This window comes from Mesorhizobium ciceri WSM4083, from assembly GCF_000519305.1.
Taxonomy (GTDB): Bacteria; Pseudomonadota; Alphaproteobacteria; order Rhizobiales; family Rhizobiaceae; genus Mesorhizobium; species Mesorhizobium ciceri_B.
Map to the genome: position 1 here is coordinate 1 of NZ_JAFG01000005.1, position 15,592 is coordinate 15,592.

15 protein-coding genes are annotated in these 15,592 nt (G+C 62.6%); 13 read left to right on the forward strand and 2 right to left on the reverse strand.

Translation table 11 applies throughout. The annotated features are described in order from the left end of the window. From MESCI2_RS0109645 to MESCI2_RS0109675, 7 genes are all read left to right on the forward strand, one after another. A partial coding sequence (locus MESCI2_RS0109645; protein WP_027036407.1) for a 2-oxo acid dehydrogenase subunit E2 occupies positions 1 to 717 on the forward strand: 717 nt, incomplete at its 5' end. Positions 718 to 730: 13 nt separating this feature from the next. Continuing rightward, positions 731 to 1,147: a hypothetical protein gene (locus tag MESCI2_RS0109650; RefSeq protein WP_027036408.1), complete on the forward strand. Its 417-nt coding sequence runs from the start codon at positions 731 to 733 to the stop codon at positions 1,145 to 1,147. Next, positions 1,144 to 1,779, forward strand: coding sequence for an SGNH/GDSL hydrolase family protein (locus MESCI2_RS0109655; protein WP_027036409.1), 636 nt, complete (start codon positions 1,144 to 1,146; stop codon positions 1,777 to 1,779). Before MESCI2_RS0109650 ends, MESCI2_RS0109655 begins: the two co-directional genes overlap by 4 nt. Positions 1,780 to 1,794: 15 nt before the next feature. Continuing rightward, positions 1,795 to 3,240, forward strand: coding sequence for a dihydrolipoyl dehydrogenase (gene lpdA, locus MESCI2_RS0109660; RefSeq protein WP_027036410.1), 1,446 nt, complete (start codon positions 1,795 to 1,797; stop codon positions 3,238 to 3,240). An 89-nt stretch (positions 3,241 to 3,329) separates the two neighbouring features. Next, positions 3,330 to 3,587, forward strand: coding sequence for a GlsB/YeaQ/YmgE family stress response membrane protein (locus tag MESCI2_RS0109665; RefSeq protein ID WP_023812036.1), 258 nt, complete (start codon positions 3,330 to 3,332; stop codon positions 3,585 to 3,587). 138 nt (positions 3,588 to 3,725) lie between these two features. Continuing rightward, positions 3,726 to 4,691: a lipoyl synthase gene (gene lipA, locus MESCI2_RS0109670; RefSeq protein WP_024505190.1), complete on the forward strand. Its 966-nt coding sequence runs from the start codon at positions 3,726 to 3,728 to the stop codon at positions 4,689 to 4,691. Between the two features lie 12 nt (positions 4,692 to 4,703). Then, complete coding sequence (locus MESCI2_RS0109675; protein ID WP_027036411.1) at positions 4,704 to 5,168, forward strand: type II toxin-antitoxin system RatA family toxin; 465 nt, start codon at positions 4,704 to 4,706, stop codon at positions 5,166 to 5,168. Here the strand turns inward: MESCI2_RS0109675 and MESCI2_RS0109680 are convergent. Beyond that, on the reverse strand, positions 5,165 to 5,647 hold the full coding sequence (locus MESCI2_RS0109680) for a CinA family protein (RefSeq protein WP_027036412.1): 483 nt from the start codon (positions 5,645 to 5,647) through the stop codon (positions 5,165 to 5,167). The two genes, MESCI2_RS0109675 and MESCI2_RS0109680, sit on opposite strands and share 4 nt — an antisense overlap. Then, positions 5,644 to 6,873, reverse strand: a complete 1,230-nt coding sequence (locus MESCI2_RS0109685; protein ID WP_027036413.1) for a bifunctional 2-C-methyl-D-erythritol 4-phosphate cytidylyltransferase/2-C-methyl-D-erythritol 2,4-cyclodiphosphate synthase — start codon at positions 6,871 to 6,873, stop codon at positions 5,644 to 5,646. Before MESCI2_RS0109685 ends, MESCI2_RS0109680 begins: the two co-directional genes overlap by 4 nt. A gap of 244 nt (positions 6,874 to 7,117) precedes the next feature. Between MESCI2_RS0109685 and dusB the strand changes: the two genes are divergently transcribed. From dusB to MESCI2_RS0109715, 6 genes are all read left to right on the forward strand, one after another. Continuing rightward, positions 7,118 to 8,146 (forward strand): tRNA dihydrouridine synthase DusB, encoded by a 1,029-nt coding sequence (gene dusB, locus MESCI2_RS0109690; RefSeq protein ID WP_027036414.1) that lies wholly within the window; start codon positions 7,118 to 7,120, stop codon positions 8,144 to 8,146. After that, positions 8,143 to 9,285: a two-component system sensor histidine kinase NtrB gene (locus tag MESCI2_RS0109695; protein ID WP_027036415.1), complete on the forward strand. Its 1,143-nt coding sequence runs from the start codon at positions 8,143 to 8,145 to the stop codon at positions 9,283 to 9,285. Before dusB ends, MESCI2_RS0109695 begins: the two co-directional genes overlap by 4 nt. Next, positions 9,282 to 10,742, forward strand: coding sequence for a nitrogen regulation protein NR(I) (gene ntrC, locus MESCI2_RS0109700; protein ID WP_027036416.1), 1,461 nt, complete (start codon positions 9,282 to 9,284; stop codon positions 10,740 to 10,742). Before MESCI2_RS0109695 ends, ntrC begins: the two co-directional genes overlap by 4 nt. A gap of 129 nt (positions 10,743 to 10,871) precedes the next feature. Further along, positions 10,872 to 13,160, forward strand: coding sequence for a sensor histidine kinase NtrY-like (locus MESCI2_RS0109705; RefSeq protein WP_027036417.1), 2,289 nt, complete (start codon positions 10,872 to 10,874; stop codon positions 13,158 to 13,160). After that, complete coding sequence (locus MESCI2_RS0109710; RefSeq protein WP_013531496.1) at positions 13,150 to 14,511, forward strand: sigma-54-dependent transcriptional regulator; 1,362 nt, start codon at positions 13,150 to 13,152, stop codon at positions 14,509 to 14,511. The genes MESCI2_RS0109705 and MESCI2_RS0109710 overlap by 11 nt, the downstream gene beginning before the upstream one ends. Before the next feature lie 96 nt (positions 14,512 to 14,607). Beyond that, on the forward strand, positions 14,608 to 15,471 hold the full coding sequence (locus MESCI2_RS0109715; RefSeq protein WP_027036418.1) for a D-amino-acid transaminase: 864 nt from the start codon (positions 14,608 to 14,610) through the stop codon (positions 15,469 to 15,471). The last annotated feature ends 121 nt before the right edge of the window (positions 15,472 to 15,592 follow it).

The window sequence follows — 15,592 nt, forward strand, 5'->3', positions numbered from 1 at the left end:
CAGGGCTCCTACGAACTCGTCCCGCACGACAATATGCGCAAGACCATTGCGCGGCGCCTGGTCGAGGCCAAGACCACCATCCCGCATTTCTACCTGACGCTCGACTGCGAGCTGGATGCACTGTTGGCGCTGCGCACGCAGATCAATGCGGCTGCCCCGGTGAAGAAAACCGACAAGGGCGANGCNCCNGCCTACAAGCTGTCGGTCAACGACATGGTGATCAAGGCGATGGCGATGGCACTGAAGGCGGTGCCGGATGCCAATGCCTCATGGACCGAAAGCGCCATGGTCAAGCACAAGCATGCCGATGTCGGCGTTGCCGTGTCGATCCCCGGTGGGCTGATCACGCCGATTATCCGCAAGGCCGACGAAAAGACGCTGTCCACCATCTCCAACGAGATGAAGGACCTGGCCAGCCGTGCGCGCAGCCGTAAGCTGAAGCCGGAAGAATACCAGGGCGGCACCACGGCGGTGTCCAACCTCGGCATGTTCGGCATCAAGGATTTTGCCGCCGTCATCAACCCGCCGCATGCGACCATCCTGGCCGTCGGTGCGGGCGAAGAGCGGGCAGTGGTCAAAAACGGCGAGATCAAGATCGCGACCGTGATGTCTGTGACGCTGTCGACCGACCATCGCGCCGTCGATGGTGCGCTGGGTGCCGAACTGCTGGTCGCCTTCAAGCGGCTGATCGAAAACCCGATGGGCATGCTGGTCTAGGGAGGAGAGGGCGGTGCGGATATTCTTCACCTCCCTCATGGCGTTTTTCCTGTCAGGATTGGCAGGCGGCCTGGTTGCTCAACAGCTGGCGGTCGCAACCCATGCGCAGGAAGAATACATTCTGGTGTTCATGACGTCGGTGCTTGTCACCATTGCCACGACGATCGTATTTTTCATCGCGCAGCTTTTTTCGAACGCACCGACGATCATCAACTGGCTGGGCCTCTGCGCAATTGTCGTGTTCGTGCTGATCGGGCTCGGCCTGATCGGTTGGACGTTCTCTCAGCCGGTCGACAAGCGCCAGTGGGGAGGTGACCTGCCGATCGTCGCCGGCCTGGTTTTGCCGAACCTGGCCACTGTGCTGGTTCACTGGCTGTTCGTGCGCTGGCGGTTGAGGCGCGGCTCGATTAACGCACAGGTGGGCGCATGAAGACGGTTCTTTGTTACGGCGACTCGCTGACCTGGGGCTACAATGCCGAAGGTGGTCGTCACCCGCTGGAAGACCGCTGGCCGAGCGTGCTGCAGGCCGGACTCGGCGTCGGCGTGCAAGTGATAGCCGATGGCCTCAATGGCCGCACCACCGCCTTCGACGACCATCTGGCTGGTGCTGATCGCAACGGCGCCAGGCTGCTGCCAACGGTGCTGACGACGCATGCGCCGATCGACCTGATTGTCATCATGCTCGGCGCCAACGACATGAAGCCATGGATCCACGGTAATCCCGTCGCGGCCAAGCAAGGCATCCAGCGGCTGATCGACATCGTGCGCGGTCACGACTATCCGTTCGACTGGCCGGCGCCGCAGATCCTGATCGTTTCGCCGCCTGTCGTCAGCCGTACCGAAAATGCCGACTTCAAGGAAATGTTCGCCGGTGGCGATGACGCCTCGAAGTTTTTGGCACCGCAATATGCCGCGCTCGCCGATGAAGCCGGCTGCGGCTTCTTCGACGCCGGCAGCGTGGCGCAAACCACACCGCTTGATGGCGTCCACCTCGACGCCGAAAACACGCGAAACATCGGCAAGGCGCTGGCACCCGTCGTGCGCGTCATGCTTGAATTGTGAATAAGGAGAAAAACCGTGGCTGAGAACTACGACGTCATCATCATCGGCTCCGGCCCTGGCGGCTATGTCACGGCGGTGCGTTCCGCGCAACTCGGCTTCAAGACGGCGATCGTCGAGCGCGAGCATCTCGGCGGCATTTGCCTCAACTGGGGCTGCATCCCGACCAAGGCGCTGCTGCGCTCGGCCGAGATCATGCACTATTCGGATCACCTGAAGAATTACGGGCTGAAGCTCGACGGCAAGATCAGTGTCGACACGTCAGCCGTGGTCGACCGCTCGCGAAAAGTCTCGCTGCGGCTCAATGGCGGCGTCGCCTTCCTGATGAAGAAGAACAAGGTCGACGTCGTCTGGGGCGAAGCCAAGCTGTCGAAGCCCGGCGAAATCGTGGTGTCGAAGACGGCCAAGAAGCCGATGGAGCCGCAGCCGCCGGTGCCGAAAGGCGTCAAGGGCGAGGGCACCTACACCGCCAAGCACATCATCCTGGCCACCGGCGCCCGGCCACGCGCGCTGCCCGGCATCGAGCCGGACGGCAGACTGATCTGGACCTATTTCGAGGCCATGGTGCCAAAGGAAATGCCGAAGTCGCTGCTGGTCATGGGATCAGGCGCCATCGGCATCGAATTCGCCTCCTTCTACCGCACCATGGGTGCCGATGTGACGGTGGTCGAGCTGCTGCCTGCGGTGATGCCGGTCGAGGACGCCGAAGTCTCGAAATTCGCGCAGAAGCAGTTCGAGAAGCAAGGCATGAAGATCATCCTCGAAGCCAAGGTGACCAAGGTCGAGAAGGGTACGAACTCGGTCACCGCGCATGTCGAGATGAAGGATGGCAAGGTCGAGAAGATCACCGCCGATCGGATGATCTCGGCCGTCGGCGTGCAGGGCAACATCGAGGGCCTCGGGCTCGAGGCGCTCGGCGTGAAGACGGAGCGTGGCTGCGTCGTCATCGATGGTTACGGCAAGACCAATGTGCCGGGCATCTACGCCATCGGCGATGTCGCCGGCCCGCCGATGCTCGCCCACAAGGCCGAACATGAGGGGGTCGTGTGCATCGAGAAGATCGCCGATTTCCCCGGCGTGCATGCCACCGACAAGCTGAAGATTCCGGGCTGCACCTACTGCAATCCGCAGGTCGCCTCGGTTGGCCTGACGGAAGCCAAGGCCAAGGCCGAGGGCAAGGACATCCGGGTCGGGCGCTTCCAGTTCGCCGCCAATGGCAAGGCGATCGCGCTCGGTGAGGATCAGGGCTTCATCAAGACCATCTTCGACAAGAAGACCGGCCAGCTGCTCGGCGCCCACATGGTCGGCGCCGAAGTGACCGAACTGATCCAGGGTTTTGTCGTGGCGATGAACCTCGAAACGACCGAGGAAGAGCTGATGCACACCATTTTCCCGCACCCGACGCTGTCGGAGATGATGAAGGAAAGCGTGCTCGACGCCTATGGCCGCGCGCTCAACGCGTGATAGATTGAAAGCGCTGGTCCAGATGGAACCCGGCGGCAAGGTACTTCGTTTGCGGATGCGTTTTCACCCATCACACAAGGAGAAGGCATATGCACCTGAATGGCGTCGGCTGGATTGCAGCCATCATCATCGGCGGCCTGGCAGGCTGGTTCGCCGAAATGTTCATGAAGAGCAACACCGGCATCTTCATGAACATCGTTATGGGCATCGTCGGCGCGGTCGTGTTGAACGCCATTCTGCAGGCTCTCAATTTTGGCCCGTTCGGGGTTGGCTGGATTGCATATCTGATCACCGGCTTTATCGGAGCGTGCCTGCTTATCTGGGCAGGGCGCCTGGTGCGCCGTTAACATCACTGAACAGCTGCCATGCGAAAAAGGCTGTTGCGGCATGCGCCGCGGCGGCCTTTTTCTTTGCGCCGAAAAGTCCTAGATGAACTTATGACAACGAACGCCTGACTGGCGCTCGCCAATGAACCAGGTTTCCCGATGGTCACTGTCCTCGATACGATCGCCAACGCACCGCGCCTGCGGCATCCTGAAAAGGCGCACAAGCCCGATCAGGATGTGCTGCGCAAGCCCGACTGGATCCGCGTCAAGGCGCCGATGTCGAAGGGCTATGCCGAAACGCGCGAGATCGTTAAATCGCACAAGCTGGTGACAGTCTGCGAAGAGGCCGGCTGTCCCAACATCGGCGAGTGCTGGGAAAAGAAGCACGCCACCTTCATGATCATGGGCGAGATCTGCACCCGCGCCTGCGCCTTCTGCAATGTCGCCACCGGCATTCCAACCGCTCTTGACCCGGATGAACCGGCCCGCGTCGCACACGCGGTCAAGCAGATGGGTCTGACCCATGTCGTCATCACCTCGGTCGACCGCGACGATCTCGCCGATGGCGGTGCGCAGCATTTTGCCGAGGTCATCCGCGCCATCAGGGCGGCGACGCCGTTGACGACGATCGAAATCCTGACGCCCGACTTCCTGCGCAAGGACGGCGCGCTGGAGATCGTCGTGGCCGCCAAGCCCGACGTCTTCAACCACAATCTCGAAACCGTACCGTCGAACTATCTGACGGTTCGTCCGGGCGCCCGCTATTTCCATTCGATCCGGCTGCTGCAGCGGGTCAAGGAACTCGACCCGTCGATCTTCACCAAATCCGGCATCATGGTGGGGCTGGGCGAAGAACGGAATGAAATCCTGCAGTTGATGGACGATCTGCGTTCGGCCAATGTCGACTTCATGACCATCGGCCAATATTTGCAGCCGTCGAAGAAGCACCATCCGGTGATCCGCTTCGTCACGCCGGAGGAATTCAAGTCCTTCGAGACGATCGGCCGGACCAAGGGTTTCCTGCTGGTGGCGTCCAGCCCGCTGACGCGTTCATCGCATCACGCCGGCGACGATTTCGCCAAGCTGCGCGCGGCACGGGAAGCGATTCTCAAGAAATCAGCTTAATCAGCCGGTTTCATGCCAAAATTCGAAGCCACCCGACGCGTATCCCATACACCCGAGCAGATGTTCGCTTTGGTCGCCGATGTTGAATCCTATCCGCAATTCCTGCCGCTTTGCGAAGCGCTGACGGTTCGCTCGCGCAAGGAGCGTGACGGGCGTACCGTTCTCCTTGCCGACATGAGCATCGGCTACAAGGCGATCCGCGAAACCTTCACGACGCAGGTGCTGCTGAAGCCCGATGAGAACACCATCGACGTGAAATACATCGACGGCCCGTTCAAATATCTGAGCAATGTCTGGCGTTTCGAAGCGGACGGCGCCGGCTGCGCCGTCCGCTTCTTCATCGACTACGAGTTCAAGAGCCGCATTCTCGGCGCGGTGATGGGCACCATGTTCGACCGTGCCTTCCGCATGTTCGCCGAAGCTTTCGAGAAGCGCGCAGACGTCATTTACGGCGCAGCACCCCGGGCCCAAGGTTAGCCGAGTGCCTGCAGGCCCAGTTCCAGCGCTTGCCGGACCGTTTCGCGACGAATGAAATCGCGGCCTTTGTCTGCAAAGAGCTGGTGCTCGGCGACAATCGGTCGGCCGTCCAGCGCAACCCCGAACCAGACCAGACCGACCGGTTTTCCCGCCGAACCGCCGCCAGGCCCGGCGATCCCGGTAACTGCTAGAGTCAGTCGGGCGCGCGAACGAGCAAGCGCGCCTGTCGCCATTTCGACCGCCGTCTCGCGCGAAACCGCGCCATGCGCCTCGAGCGTGGCGGCGGAAACACCGAGCATGTCCATCTTGGCTTCGTTGGAATAGGTGATGAAGCCGCGATCGACCACGGCGGACGAGCCGGCGATGTCGGTCAACGCGGCGATGATCATGCCGCCGGTGCAGCTTTCCGCCGTTGCCAGCATGATGTCGCGCTTTCGGCAGGCTTGCAGCAGGGCATTCGCCAGCTCGTTGTTGGTCATTCCGGCACCTCGCCGGGAAACACCACGCTGGCGGTGGCGATCGCCGCAATGCCTTCCTCACGCCCGACAAAGCCGAGCTTTTCGTTGGTTGTTGCCTTGATCGAGATGCGGTCCGCGGAAATTGCCAGCATCTGCGACAGGGCTGCCGTCATCGCCTCGCGATGCGGGCCGACGCGCGGCGCTTCGCAGATCAGCGTGATATCGGCATTGGCGATGCGGCCGCCGCGCTCGCGCACCAGCCTTGCCGCATGCTCGACGAAGATCCGCGACGCAGCGCCTTTCCACTGCGGGTCGGACGGCGGAAAATGCGTGCCGATGTCGCCGGCGCCGCAAGTCGCCAGCAGCGCATCGGTCAAGGCGTGCAGGCCGACATCGGCGTCGGAATGGCCGGACAGTTTCTTGTCATGCGCAATGGCGACGCCACACAGGGTGACATGGTCGCCAGGCTCGAAGGCGTGGACGTCATAGCCATTGCCGGTCCGGATGTCGGGAAAGCGCACGCGTTCGCCGGAAAGCCGCTGGTCCGCCATCGCAATATCCCGTGCCCAGGTGAGTTTGACATTGTCCGGCGAGCCCGGAACGATCTTGACCGGAATATGCGCCCATTCGGCGATCGCGGCATCGTCGGTAAAATCCATTTTTCCCAGATGATGGGCTTTCTCGTGCGCGGCAAGGATCGGCCAGAACGGAAAGCCCTGCGGCGTTTGCGCCGCGTGAAGCCCGCTGCGCGAAACGGTTTCTCGAACCACGCCGGAGGCCGACTCACGCTTCAGCGTGTCGGCGACGGGCAAAGCGGGCAACGCGCCCTCGCGCTCGCCGATGGCGGCGATGGTGCGATCTATCAGGTCCGCATCGACGAACGGGCGGACGGCATCATGGATCAGAACCTGCCCCGGCGCGTGGCCTCTCAGCGCAAGCAGGCCGAGCCGGACGGACTCCTGCCTGGTCGCCCCACCGATAACGGCGGTGACCCGCTCGGCGTCGGCGCCCGCCGCCTGCCGGAACAGTTCATGGTCGTCGGCATGGATGGCGACGACGATCTCGCTGGTCCGCGGGTGGGCCAGAAAAATTTCCAGCGTGTGTGCGATGACGGCAAAGCCGCCAATGTGTTGATATTGCTTCGGTCCGTTGGCCTGTCCGGCGCGAGCGCCACGGCCGGCCGCAACGATCACCACCGCGACCTTGCCATCCCCGCCCGAAACGTGATTTTCACCTGCGTCAGTCATGCCCGTTTGGTCCTAGCGCACGATCCCGAAAAGTGTAATCGGTTTTCGGAAAGATCGTGCGCTAAGTATGAAATTCCAAAGCGTCCTTTGCGCGTCCTCAGCGACGCGCGGCGCTTTGGTCGCGGCCAAAGCCGAAGGCCAGCATTTTCCCAATTGCGCCTTAATGTGGCGTCATTCCGCGTTGCACATTGCGGCCGATATGGCTAGAGAATGTGCAGCGAATGAAGATGCTTGGTTTTTGTGCATGGTTAACTTGACCCAATTGGCCGCGCCGCTTGACGTCGGCGGCGCGAGACTCCGCAATCGCGTGTTCCTCGCACCGATGTCGGGCATTACGGACGAGCCGTTCCGGCAGCGTGCCCACGCGCATGGAGCGGGCCTGGTCGTGTCCGAAATGGTTGCCAGTGGCGAGCTCGCCAAGGGCAGGGCCGGTTTCAACCTGCGCATACGCCACTCCGGCCTGCCGGTCCATATGGTTCAGCTAGCAGGCCGTGAGGCGATGCACATGGCCGAAGGTGCCAGAATCGCCGCCGGTGAGGGGGCCGACATTATCGACATCAACATGGGATGCCCGGCCAAGAAGGTCACCGGCGGTTATGCGGGTTCGGCATTGATGCTGGATCTCGACCACGCGCTGTCGCTGATCGACGCCGTTGTCGGCGCGGTCGAGGTGCCGGTGACGGTCAAGATGCGGCTGGGCTGGGACGAGGGCGCGCTCAACGCGCCGATGCTGGCGCGCCGCGCCGAACAGGCCGGCGTCAGCATGGTGACCGTGCATGGCCGCACGCGCTGCCAGTTCTATCAGGGCAAGGCCGACTGGCGCGCCATCGCCCGGGTCAAGGAAGCCGTGTCCATCCCGGTCGTTGCCAATGGCGATGTTTCTTCGCCAGAGGAAGCGGCTGCGATCCTTGATCAATCGGGTGCCGACGCCGTGATGATCGGCCGTGCCCATTATGGCGCGCCCTGGATCGCAGGCGGCATTGCGGCCGCGGCGAAAGGCGAAGCGACGCCAAATGTTCCACAGCACCCGACCGCGCTCGCCGACTACATCGTGGCCCACTACGAGGACATGCTGGCGCTCTACGGCGCCGAGAGTGGCCTGCGCCAGGCGCGCAAGCACCTTGGCTGGTATCTCGACCGGCATGCCGGCGGTGCCGCTGAGGACAGCCGAAAGGCCATACTGACCGCATTCGAGCCCGCGCGCGTCATTGCCTTGTTGCGCGATGTGTTTTCGCGCGATCCGCAACCCTTGAACCTGCGGAGCGCCGCATGAACGCCGCCGCCGTCCAAGGCGCTGAAATGGCGGATGCCGCCCAGATCGTGCTCAACACCATCCGCCGCCCGGTGATCATGATCAGCGAGGAGGGGTTCATCACCTTCGCCAACGCCGACGCGGAAGACTTCTTTCGTTCGAGCGCGACCATGCTGGCGCGCAACACGCTGTCAAAACTCATTCCCTTCGGCAGCCCGCTGCTGACGCTGGTCGACCAGGTGCGCGAGCGCCGGGCCCCGGTCAACGAGTATCGGGTCGACGTGTCGTCGCCGCGCCTCGGCATCGAGAAGGTCGTCGATCTCTATGTCGCGCCGGTGCCGGAATTTCCGGGCTCGGTGGTGGTGATGTTCCAGGAACGGTCGATGGCCGACAAGATCGACCGGCAGATGACGCATCGCGGCGCGGCACGCTCGGTCACCGGCCTGGCGGCAATGCTTGCCCATGAGATCAAGAACCCGCTCTCCGGCATCCGCGGCGCTGCCCAGTTGCTGGAACTGTCGGCTTCCGACGAGGACCGTGCGCTGACGCGGCTGATCACCGACGAGACCGACCGCATCGTGTCGCTGGTCGATCGCATGGAGGTGTTTTCCGACGAGCGGCCAATCGACCGCTACCCCGTCAACATCCATGTCGTGCTCGACCATGTGAAGGCGATCGCCAAGAACGGTTTTGCCAAGAGAATCAAGATATTGGAGGACTATGATCCTTCGTTGCCTCCGGTGTTTGCCAACCGCGACCAGTTGATCCAGGTGTTCCTCAACCTGGTCAAGAACGCCGCCGAGGCGATCGGCAGCGACCCGCAGGGCGAGATCGTGCTGTCGACCGCCTTCCGGCCGGGCATCCGTGTTTCCGTTCCGGGCACGCAGGACCGCGTGTCGCTGCCGCTGGAATTCTGCGTGCGCGACAATGGCTCCGGCGTCTCCGAAGACATCTTGCCGATCCTGTTCGACCCGTTCATCACGACCAAGCCGAACGGCTCCGGGTTGGGTCTTGCGCTGGTCGCCAAGATCGTCGGCGAGCATGGCGGCATCATCGAATGCGAATCGACGCCGCGCGGGACCACATTCCGCATCCTGATGCCGGCCTGGAAAGAAGCGCCAAACGGCGCCGATGATGACGGTGAAGGAGACGGCAAATGACCGTTCGCGGCAATATTCTCGTCGCCGACGACGACGCGGCGATCCGCACCGTCCTCAACCAGGCGCTTTCGCGCGCAGGCCATGAGGTGCGCGTCACCTCCAACGCTTCGACGCTATGGCGCTGGGTGGCGGCGGGCGAGGGCGATCTGGTCATCACCGATGTGGTCATGCCGGACGAAAACGCCTTCGACATGCTGCCGCGCATCAAGAAGGCGCGGCCGGAACTGCCAGTCATCGTCATGAGCGCCCAGAACACCTTCATGACGGCCATCCGCGCGTCCGAAACCGGCGCCTATGAATATCTGCCGAAGCCGTTCGACCTGACCGAACTGCTCAACATCGTCAACCGGGCGCTTTCCGAGCCGCGGCGGCCGAAGATCGATGCGCGGCCGGAAGAGCAGCCCGACGCTATGCCGCTGGTCGGCCGTTCAGCCGCCATGCAGGACATCTACCGCATGCTGGCGCGCATGATGCAGACCGACCTGACGGTGATGATCTCGGGCGAATCCGGCACCGGCAAGGAACTGGTGGCGCGCGCGCTGCATGAATATGGCCGCCGCCGCGGCGGCCCGTTCGTGGCCATCAATATGGCGGCGATCCCTCGCGACCTGATCGAATCGGAACTGTTCGGTCACGAGAAGGGCGCCTTCACCGGCGCGCAGAACCGCTCGACAGGGCGCTTCGAACAGGCTGAAGGCGGCACGCTTTTCCTCGACGAGATCGGCGACATGCCGATGGAGGCGCAGACGCGCCTGCTGCGCGTGCTTCAGCAGGGCGAGTACACGACGGTTGGCGGACGCACGCCGATCAAGACCGACGTGCGCATCGTTGCCGCCACCAACAAGGATCTGCGCACGCTGATCAACCAGGGACTATTCCGCGAGGATCTTTTCTATCGCCTCAACGTCGTGCCGCTCCGGTTGCCGGCGCTGCGTGAGCGCTCCGAGGATGTGCCGGACCTCGTCCGCCACTTCTTCAAGCTCGGCGAAATGGAAGGCCTGCAGACCAAGCGCATTTCTTCCGGCGGCATCGAGTTGATGAAGCGCTATCCGTGGCCGGGCAATGTGCGCGAACTGGAAAACCTGGTTCGCAGGCTCGCCGCGCTCTATTCGCAGGACGAGATTTCCGCCGAGATCATCGAGGCGGAGCTCAAGACCGGCGAACGTCCGGTGGTGCCGGGTGGCGGCAATCTCATTCCCGACGATTTGTCGATCGGCCAGGCGGTCGAGCATTTCCTGCAGCGCTACTTCGCTTCCTTTGCCGGCGAATTGCCGCCTACAGGGCTTTATCAGCGCATCCTGTCCGAGGTCGAGTTTCCACTCGTCCTGGCCTCGATGACGGCAACCCGCGGCAACCAGATCAAGGCTGCGGAACTGCTGGGCTTGAACCGCAACACGCTGCGCAAGAAGATTCGCGAACTAGGCGTCAACGTCTACAAATCGTCGCGGCAAGGCTGACCCTTGATCTGAGCCCGCGCTCTTTTCAGGGGATCGGCTCGCGAAAGATTTCCGTCTCGGTCACACTTGTTGCATAATCGCCACAATGCGTTGCATACATCCGACGCAATCATGGCTCTAGACGGCGACATGGCTCCGCAGGCACCGACAACAAACCAACCGCTTTTCAGCGAACCCGGCGCTCGTGACGGGCGCCGGCTGCTTGCGCTGCCAGGCGTGATCGCGGTCGTCGGCGCGCTGATGACGGCGGCGATCTCGTTCACCATCCTCGTTGGCGCCACGCCGATCACACCGAACGAGTCGACGACGCTGGCGCTGATTGCCCTCAACGCGGCTTTCGTTCTGTTCCTCACGGCGCTGGTCGGACGTGAAGTGCACCGCATCGTCATGGCGCGCCGGCATGGCAAGGCCGCTTCGCGGCTGCATGTGCGCATTGTCGCCATGTTCGCCCTGGTTGCCGCCATTCCCGCCATCATGGTGGCCATCATCGCGTCGATCACGCTCGACATCGGTCTCGACCGCTGGTTCGAAATCCGCACCAAGACGATCGTCAACTCGTCGCTGTCGATCGCCGATGCCTATGTCCAGGAAAACGCCCGCAACCTCCAGGGCACGACGCTGTCGATGGCCTATGACCTCGATGCGTCGCGGACACTCTACGGCCTTGATCGTACTGGCTTTCTCGATCTGATGAACAAGGAAGCCGTGGGCCGTTCGCTGGCCCATGCGGCGCTGATCAAACCTGACGGCTCTTTCGTCATGAGCGCCAAGACCGATACGGATTTTGCCATGCCCGAGCCGCCGGAAGGCGCCGTGGCCAGCGCTGCCGACGGCAAGCCGGTGCTGATCGAACCGAAAACGCGCAACATCATGGGCGCCATCGTCAAGCTGCGCGAGATCGAAGGGCTCTATCTCTACACCATCAGGCTCGTCGATCCCGAAGTGATCAAGGCACGCCAGATCGTCAGGTCCAATACCGACGAATATCGGGGGCTGGAAGATAACCGCCGTACCTCGCAGGTGGCCTTCGCGCTGCCGTATCTGTCGTTGACCCTCATTATCATCCTGTCCGCGATCTGGACCGGCATAGCGGTCGCCGACCGTCTGGTGCGACCCATTCGCCAGCTCATCGGCGCCGCCGACGAAGTGGCGACCGGCAATCTCGACGTCGCGGTTCCGGTCAGGCCTTCGGACGGCGATGTCGCTTCGTTGGGCGACACGTTCAACAAGATGCTTCTCGAACTGAAATCGCAGCGCAACGAGATCCTGTCGGCCAAGGACCTGATCGACGAACGGCGCCGCTTCTCGGAAGCCGTGCTTGCCGGCGTCACCGCCGGCGTCATCGGCGTCGATCCCTACGGCATCGTCACCATCGTCAACCGCTCTGCCGAGGCGATGCTGGCCATTTCGGCCAGCGCCGCCCTTGGGCAGAACCTTTCCGCCGTGCTGCCGCATGTCGGCCGCGTCTTCGAGATCGGCCGCAAGTCCGGCAAACCCGTCTATCGCGAGCAGGTGACCTTCTACCGCGCCGGCGCCGAGCGGACCTTCAACGTGCAGATCACCATCGAGGCCGGCGATGACGGCTCGGAGGAAAAATCCTATGTCGTGACGGTCGACGACATCACCGACCTGGTTCAGGCGCAGCGCTCGTCGGCCTGGGCTGATGTGGCGCGGCGTATCGCCCACGAGATCAAGAACCCGCTGACGCCGATCCAGCTCTCGGCCGAACGCATCAAGCGCCGTTACGGCAAGGTGATCACCGAGGACCGCGAGGTTTTCGACCAATGCACCGACACCATCATCCGTCAGGTTGAGGATATCGGCCGTATGGTCGACGAATTCTCGGCGTTCGCGCGCATGCCGAAGCCCGAGATGAAGGCGATAGATCTGCGCGAATCGCTGCGTGAGGCCTCGTTCCTGGTCGAGGTCAGCCGCGCCGACATCACTTTCGAGCGGATCTTCGGCACGGAGCCGCTCAAGGGCACTTTCGACAGCCGCCTGATGGCGCAGGCTTTCGGCAATGTGATCAAGAACGCGGCCGAGGCGATTGATGGGTTGGAACAGAAGGACGGTTCGCACGGCATAATCCGGATTCAAGCCGGGCGCCAGAATGGTGCGATTCGCATCGACGTCATCGACAATGGCAAAGGCCTGCCGCGCGAGAATCGCCAACGGCTGCTCGAGCCCTATATGACCACGCGCGAGAAGGGCACCGGGCTCGGTCTCGCTATCGTCAAGAAGATCGTGGAGGACCATGGTGGCAGGCTGGAACTTCACGACGCCCCGGCGGACTTTCACGATGGGCGCGGCGCGATGATCAGCATCATCCTGCCGCCGGCTGCTGCCGCGGCTCCACGCGGCGAAAGCAGGGCGGCGGAAAACGAAAGAGAAACTGAAAAGGTCGGTAATGGCGTCTGATATTCTCATCGTCGATGACGAGGAAGACATCCGTGAACTCGTCGCGGGCATCCTGAGCGACGAGGGTCACGAAACCCGTACGGCATTCGATGCCGACAGCGCGCTCGCTGCTATAGCTGATCGCGCGCCGCGGCTGATTTTCCTCGACATCTGGCTGCAGGGCTCGCGCCTGGACGGGCTGGCGCTGCTCGACGAGATCAAGACCATGCATCCGACCTTGCCGGTGGTGATGATCTCCGGCCACGGCAACATTGAAACGGCGGTCTCCGCCATCCGTCGCGGCGCCTATGACTTCATCGAAAAACCGTTCAAGGCCGACAGGCTGATCCTTATTGCCGAGCGTGCGCTGGAGACCTCGAAATTGCGGCGCGAGGTTTCCGACCTCAAGCTGCGCAGCGGCGAAACCTTCGACCTGATCGGCATGTCGTCGGCGATGAGCCAGTTGCGCCAGACCATCGAACGCGTCGCGCCGACCAACAGCCGCGTGATGATCATCGGACCTTCGGGCTCGGGCAAGGAACTGGCCGCTCGCGCCATCCACACGCTGTCGGCGCGCAAGGGGGCACCTTTCGTGACGCTGAGCGCCGCCAACATCACGCCCGAGCGCATGGAGATCGAGCTGTTCGGCACCGAATCGAATGGCGTCGAGCGCAAGGTCGGCGCGCTCGAGGAGGCCCATCGCGGCATCCTCTACATCGACGAGGTGGCCGACATGCCGCGCGAGACGCAGAACAAGATCCTGCGCGTTCTCGTCGAGCAACAGTTCGAGCGGGTAGGGGGCACCAAGCGGGTCAAGGTCGATGTCCGCATCATCTCCTCCACGTCGCAGAACCTCGAAGCGATGATTGCCGACGGGCGTTTTCGCGAGGATCTTTACCATCGCCTGGCGGTTGTTCCGGTCATCGTGCCGGGATTGGCCGAGCGGCGCGAGGATATTCCCTACCTCGTCGACAATTTCATGAAGCAGATCGCCCGCCAAGCCGGCATCAAGCCGCGCCGCATCGGCGACGATGCGCTGGCCGTTCTGCAGGCGCACAACTGGCCGGGCAACGTTCGTCAGCTGCGCAACAATGTCGAGCGCCTGATGATCCTTGCGCGCGGCGACGACGTCGACGCGCCGATCACCGCGGACCTGTTGCCGGCCGAGATCGGCGATGTCATGCCACGCACGCCGAATCAATCCGACCAGCACATCATGGCGCTGCCACTGCGCGAGGCGCGCGAACAGTTCGAGAAGGATTACCTGATCGCCCAGATCAACCGGTTCGGCGGCAACATCTCAAAGACCGCCGAGTTCATCGGCATGGAGCGCTCCGCTCTGCATCGCAAGCTGAAGTCGCTGGGCGTCTGAGCGCGTCATATCAGCCGCGCCTGGGCCAAGCATTTGCCGGTTACGGCGGCGGTGGAATCGCATAAGAAAGCCCCGAGAATTTCCTAGAGGTTGCCCATGCCGCGCATTGCCTATGTCAACGGGCGCTATGTCACGCACGCCGATGCTGCCGTGCATATCGAGGACCGTGGATATCAGTTCGCCGACGGCGTCTATGAGGTCTGCGAGGTGGCGCGTGGTTTCATCGTCGACATGCCGCGCCATCTGGCCCGGCTGAACCGCTCACTGACCGAATTGTCGATCGCCTGGCCGGTCACCTCTCACGTGCTGCCACTCATTCTGCGCGAGGTGGTCAATCGCAACCACGTCGCCAATGGCCTGGTCTACGTGCAGGTGACGCGCGGCGTGGCCAGCCGCGATTTCGCCTTCCCTTCCGCCGACACCAAGCCGGCCTTGGTGGTCACCGCCAGGAAGGCCGATCCTGCCGCTGGTGCGAAGCGCGCCGAGACCGGAATCGCGGTCATCACCGTGCCGGAAAACCGCTGGGACCGCGTCGACATCAAGACCGTCGGGCTGCTGCCCAATGTATTGGCCAAGCAGAAGGCCAAGGAAGCCGGAGCGCAGGAAGCCTGGTTCGTCGACGGTGAAGGCAACGTCAAGGAAGGCGGCTCGTCCAATGCCTGGATCGTCACCCGGGACGGCGTCCTGGTCACTAGGCCGGCCGAGCACGGCATTTTGCGCGGCATCACCCGCACGACCATGTTCGAAGTGGCGGCCAAGCTTGGCCTGAAGATCGAGGAGCGCGGTTTTTCCGTCGCCGAGGCCAAGGCGGCACGCGAGGCGTTCATCAGCTCCGCGACGACAATCGCCATGCCGGTGGTGGCCATCGACGGCGATACGGTCGCCAATGGGCACCCCGGCTCAATAACACTTTCCTTGCGGCAGGCCTTTTTTGACATTGCGGAAAAAAGTCCAGCCTGATAACCGCACAGGTGGAATGAACATCAATATATCTCGTTCTGCTTGTCGTTACTGACGACAAGACGGTGTTTGCGAGCTTGACATGCGCCCGTTAATTTGGCGCATTGGCTTGCAAACCGAA

Excerpts from the sequence above, each read along its gene's own strand:
- ntrC (WP_027036416.1), top strand. The coding sequence starts at position 9,282 with ATGACCGTTCGCGGCAATATTCTCGTCGCCGACGACGACGCGGCGATC.
- MESCI2_RS0109705 (WP_027036417.1), top strand. The coding sequence starts at position 10,872 with ATGGCTCCGCAGGCACCGACAACAAACCAACCGCTTTTCAGCGAACCC.
- MESCI2_RS0109655 (WP_027036409.1), top strand. The coding sequence starts at position 1,144 with ATGAAGACGGTTCTTTGTTACGGCGACTCGCTGACCTGGGGCTACAAT.
- lipA (WP_024505190.1), top strand. The coding sequence starts at position 3,726 with ATGGTCACTGTCCTCGATACGATCGCCAACGCACCGCGCCTGCGGCAT.
- MESCI2_RS0109710 (WP_013531496.1), top strand. The coding sequence starts at position 13,150 with ATGGCGTCTGATATTCTCATCGTCGATGACGAGGAAGACATCCGTGAA.
- dusB (WP_027036414.1), top strand. The coding sequence starts at position 7,118 with ATGGTTAACTTGACCCAATTGGCCGCGCCGCTTGACGTCGGCGGCGCG.
- MESCI2_RS0109675 (WP_027036411.1), top strand. The coding sequence starts at position 4,704 with ATGCCAAAATTCGAAGCCACCCGACGCGTATCCCATACACCCGAGCAG.
- MESCI2_RS0109685 (WP_027036413.1), bottom strand. The coding sequence starts at position 6,873 with ATGACTGACGCAGGTGAAAATCACGTTTCGGGCGGGGATGGCAAGGTC.
- MESCI2_RS0109695 (WP_027036415.1), top strand. The coding sequence starts at position 8,143 with ATGAACGCCGCCGCCGTCCAAGGCGCTGAAATGGCGGATGCCGCCCAG.
- MESCI2_RS0109680 (WP_027036412.1), bottom strand. The coding sequence starts at position 5,647 with ATGACCAACAACGAGCTGGCGAATGCCCTGCTGCAAGCCTGCCGAAAG.
- MESCI2_RS0109665 (WP_023812036.1), top strand. The coding sequence starts at position 3,330 with ATGCACCTGAATGGCGTCGGCTGGATTGCAGCCATCATCATCGGCGGC.
- MESCI2_RS0109715 (WP_027036418.1), top strand. The coding sequence starts at position 14,608 with ATGCCGCGCATTGCCTATGTCAACGGGCGCTATGTCACGCACGCCGAT.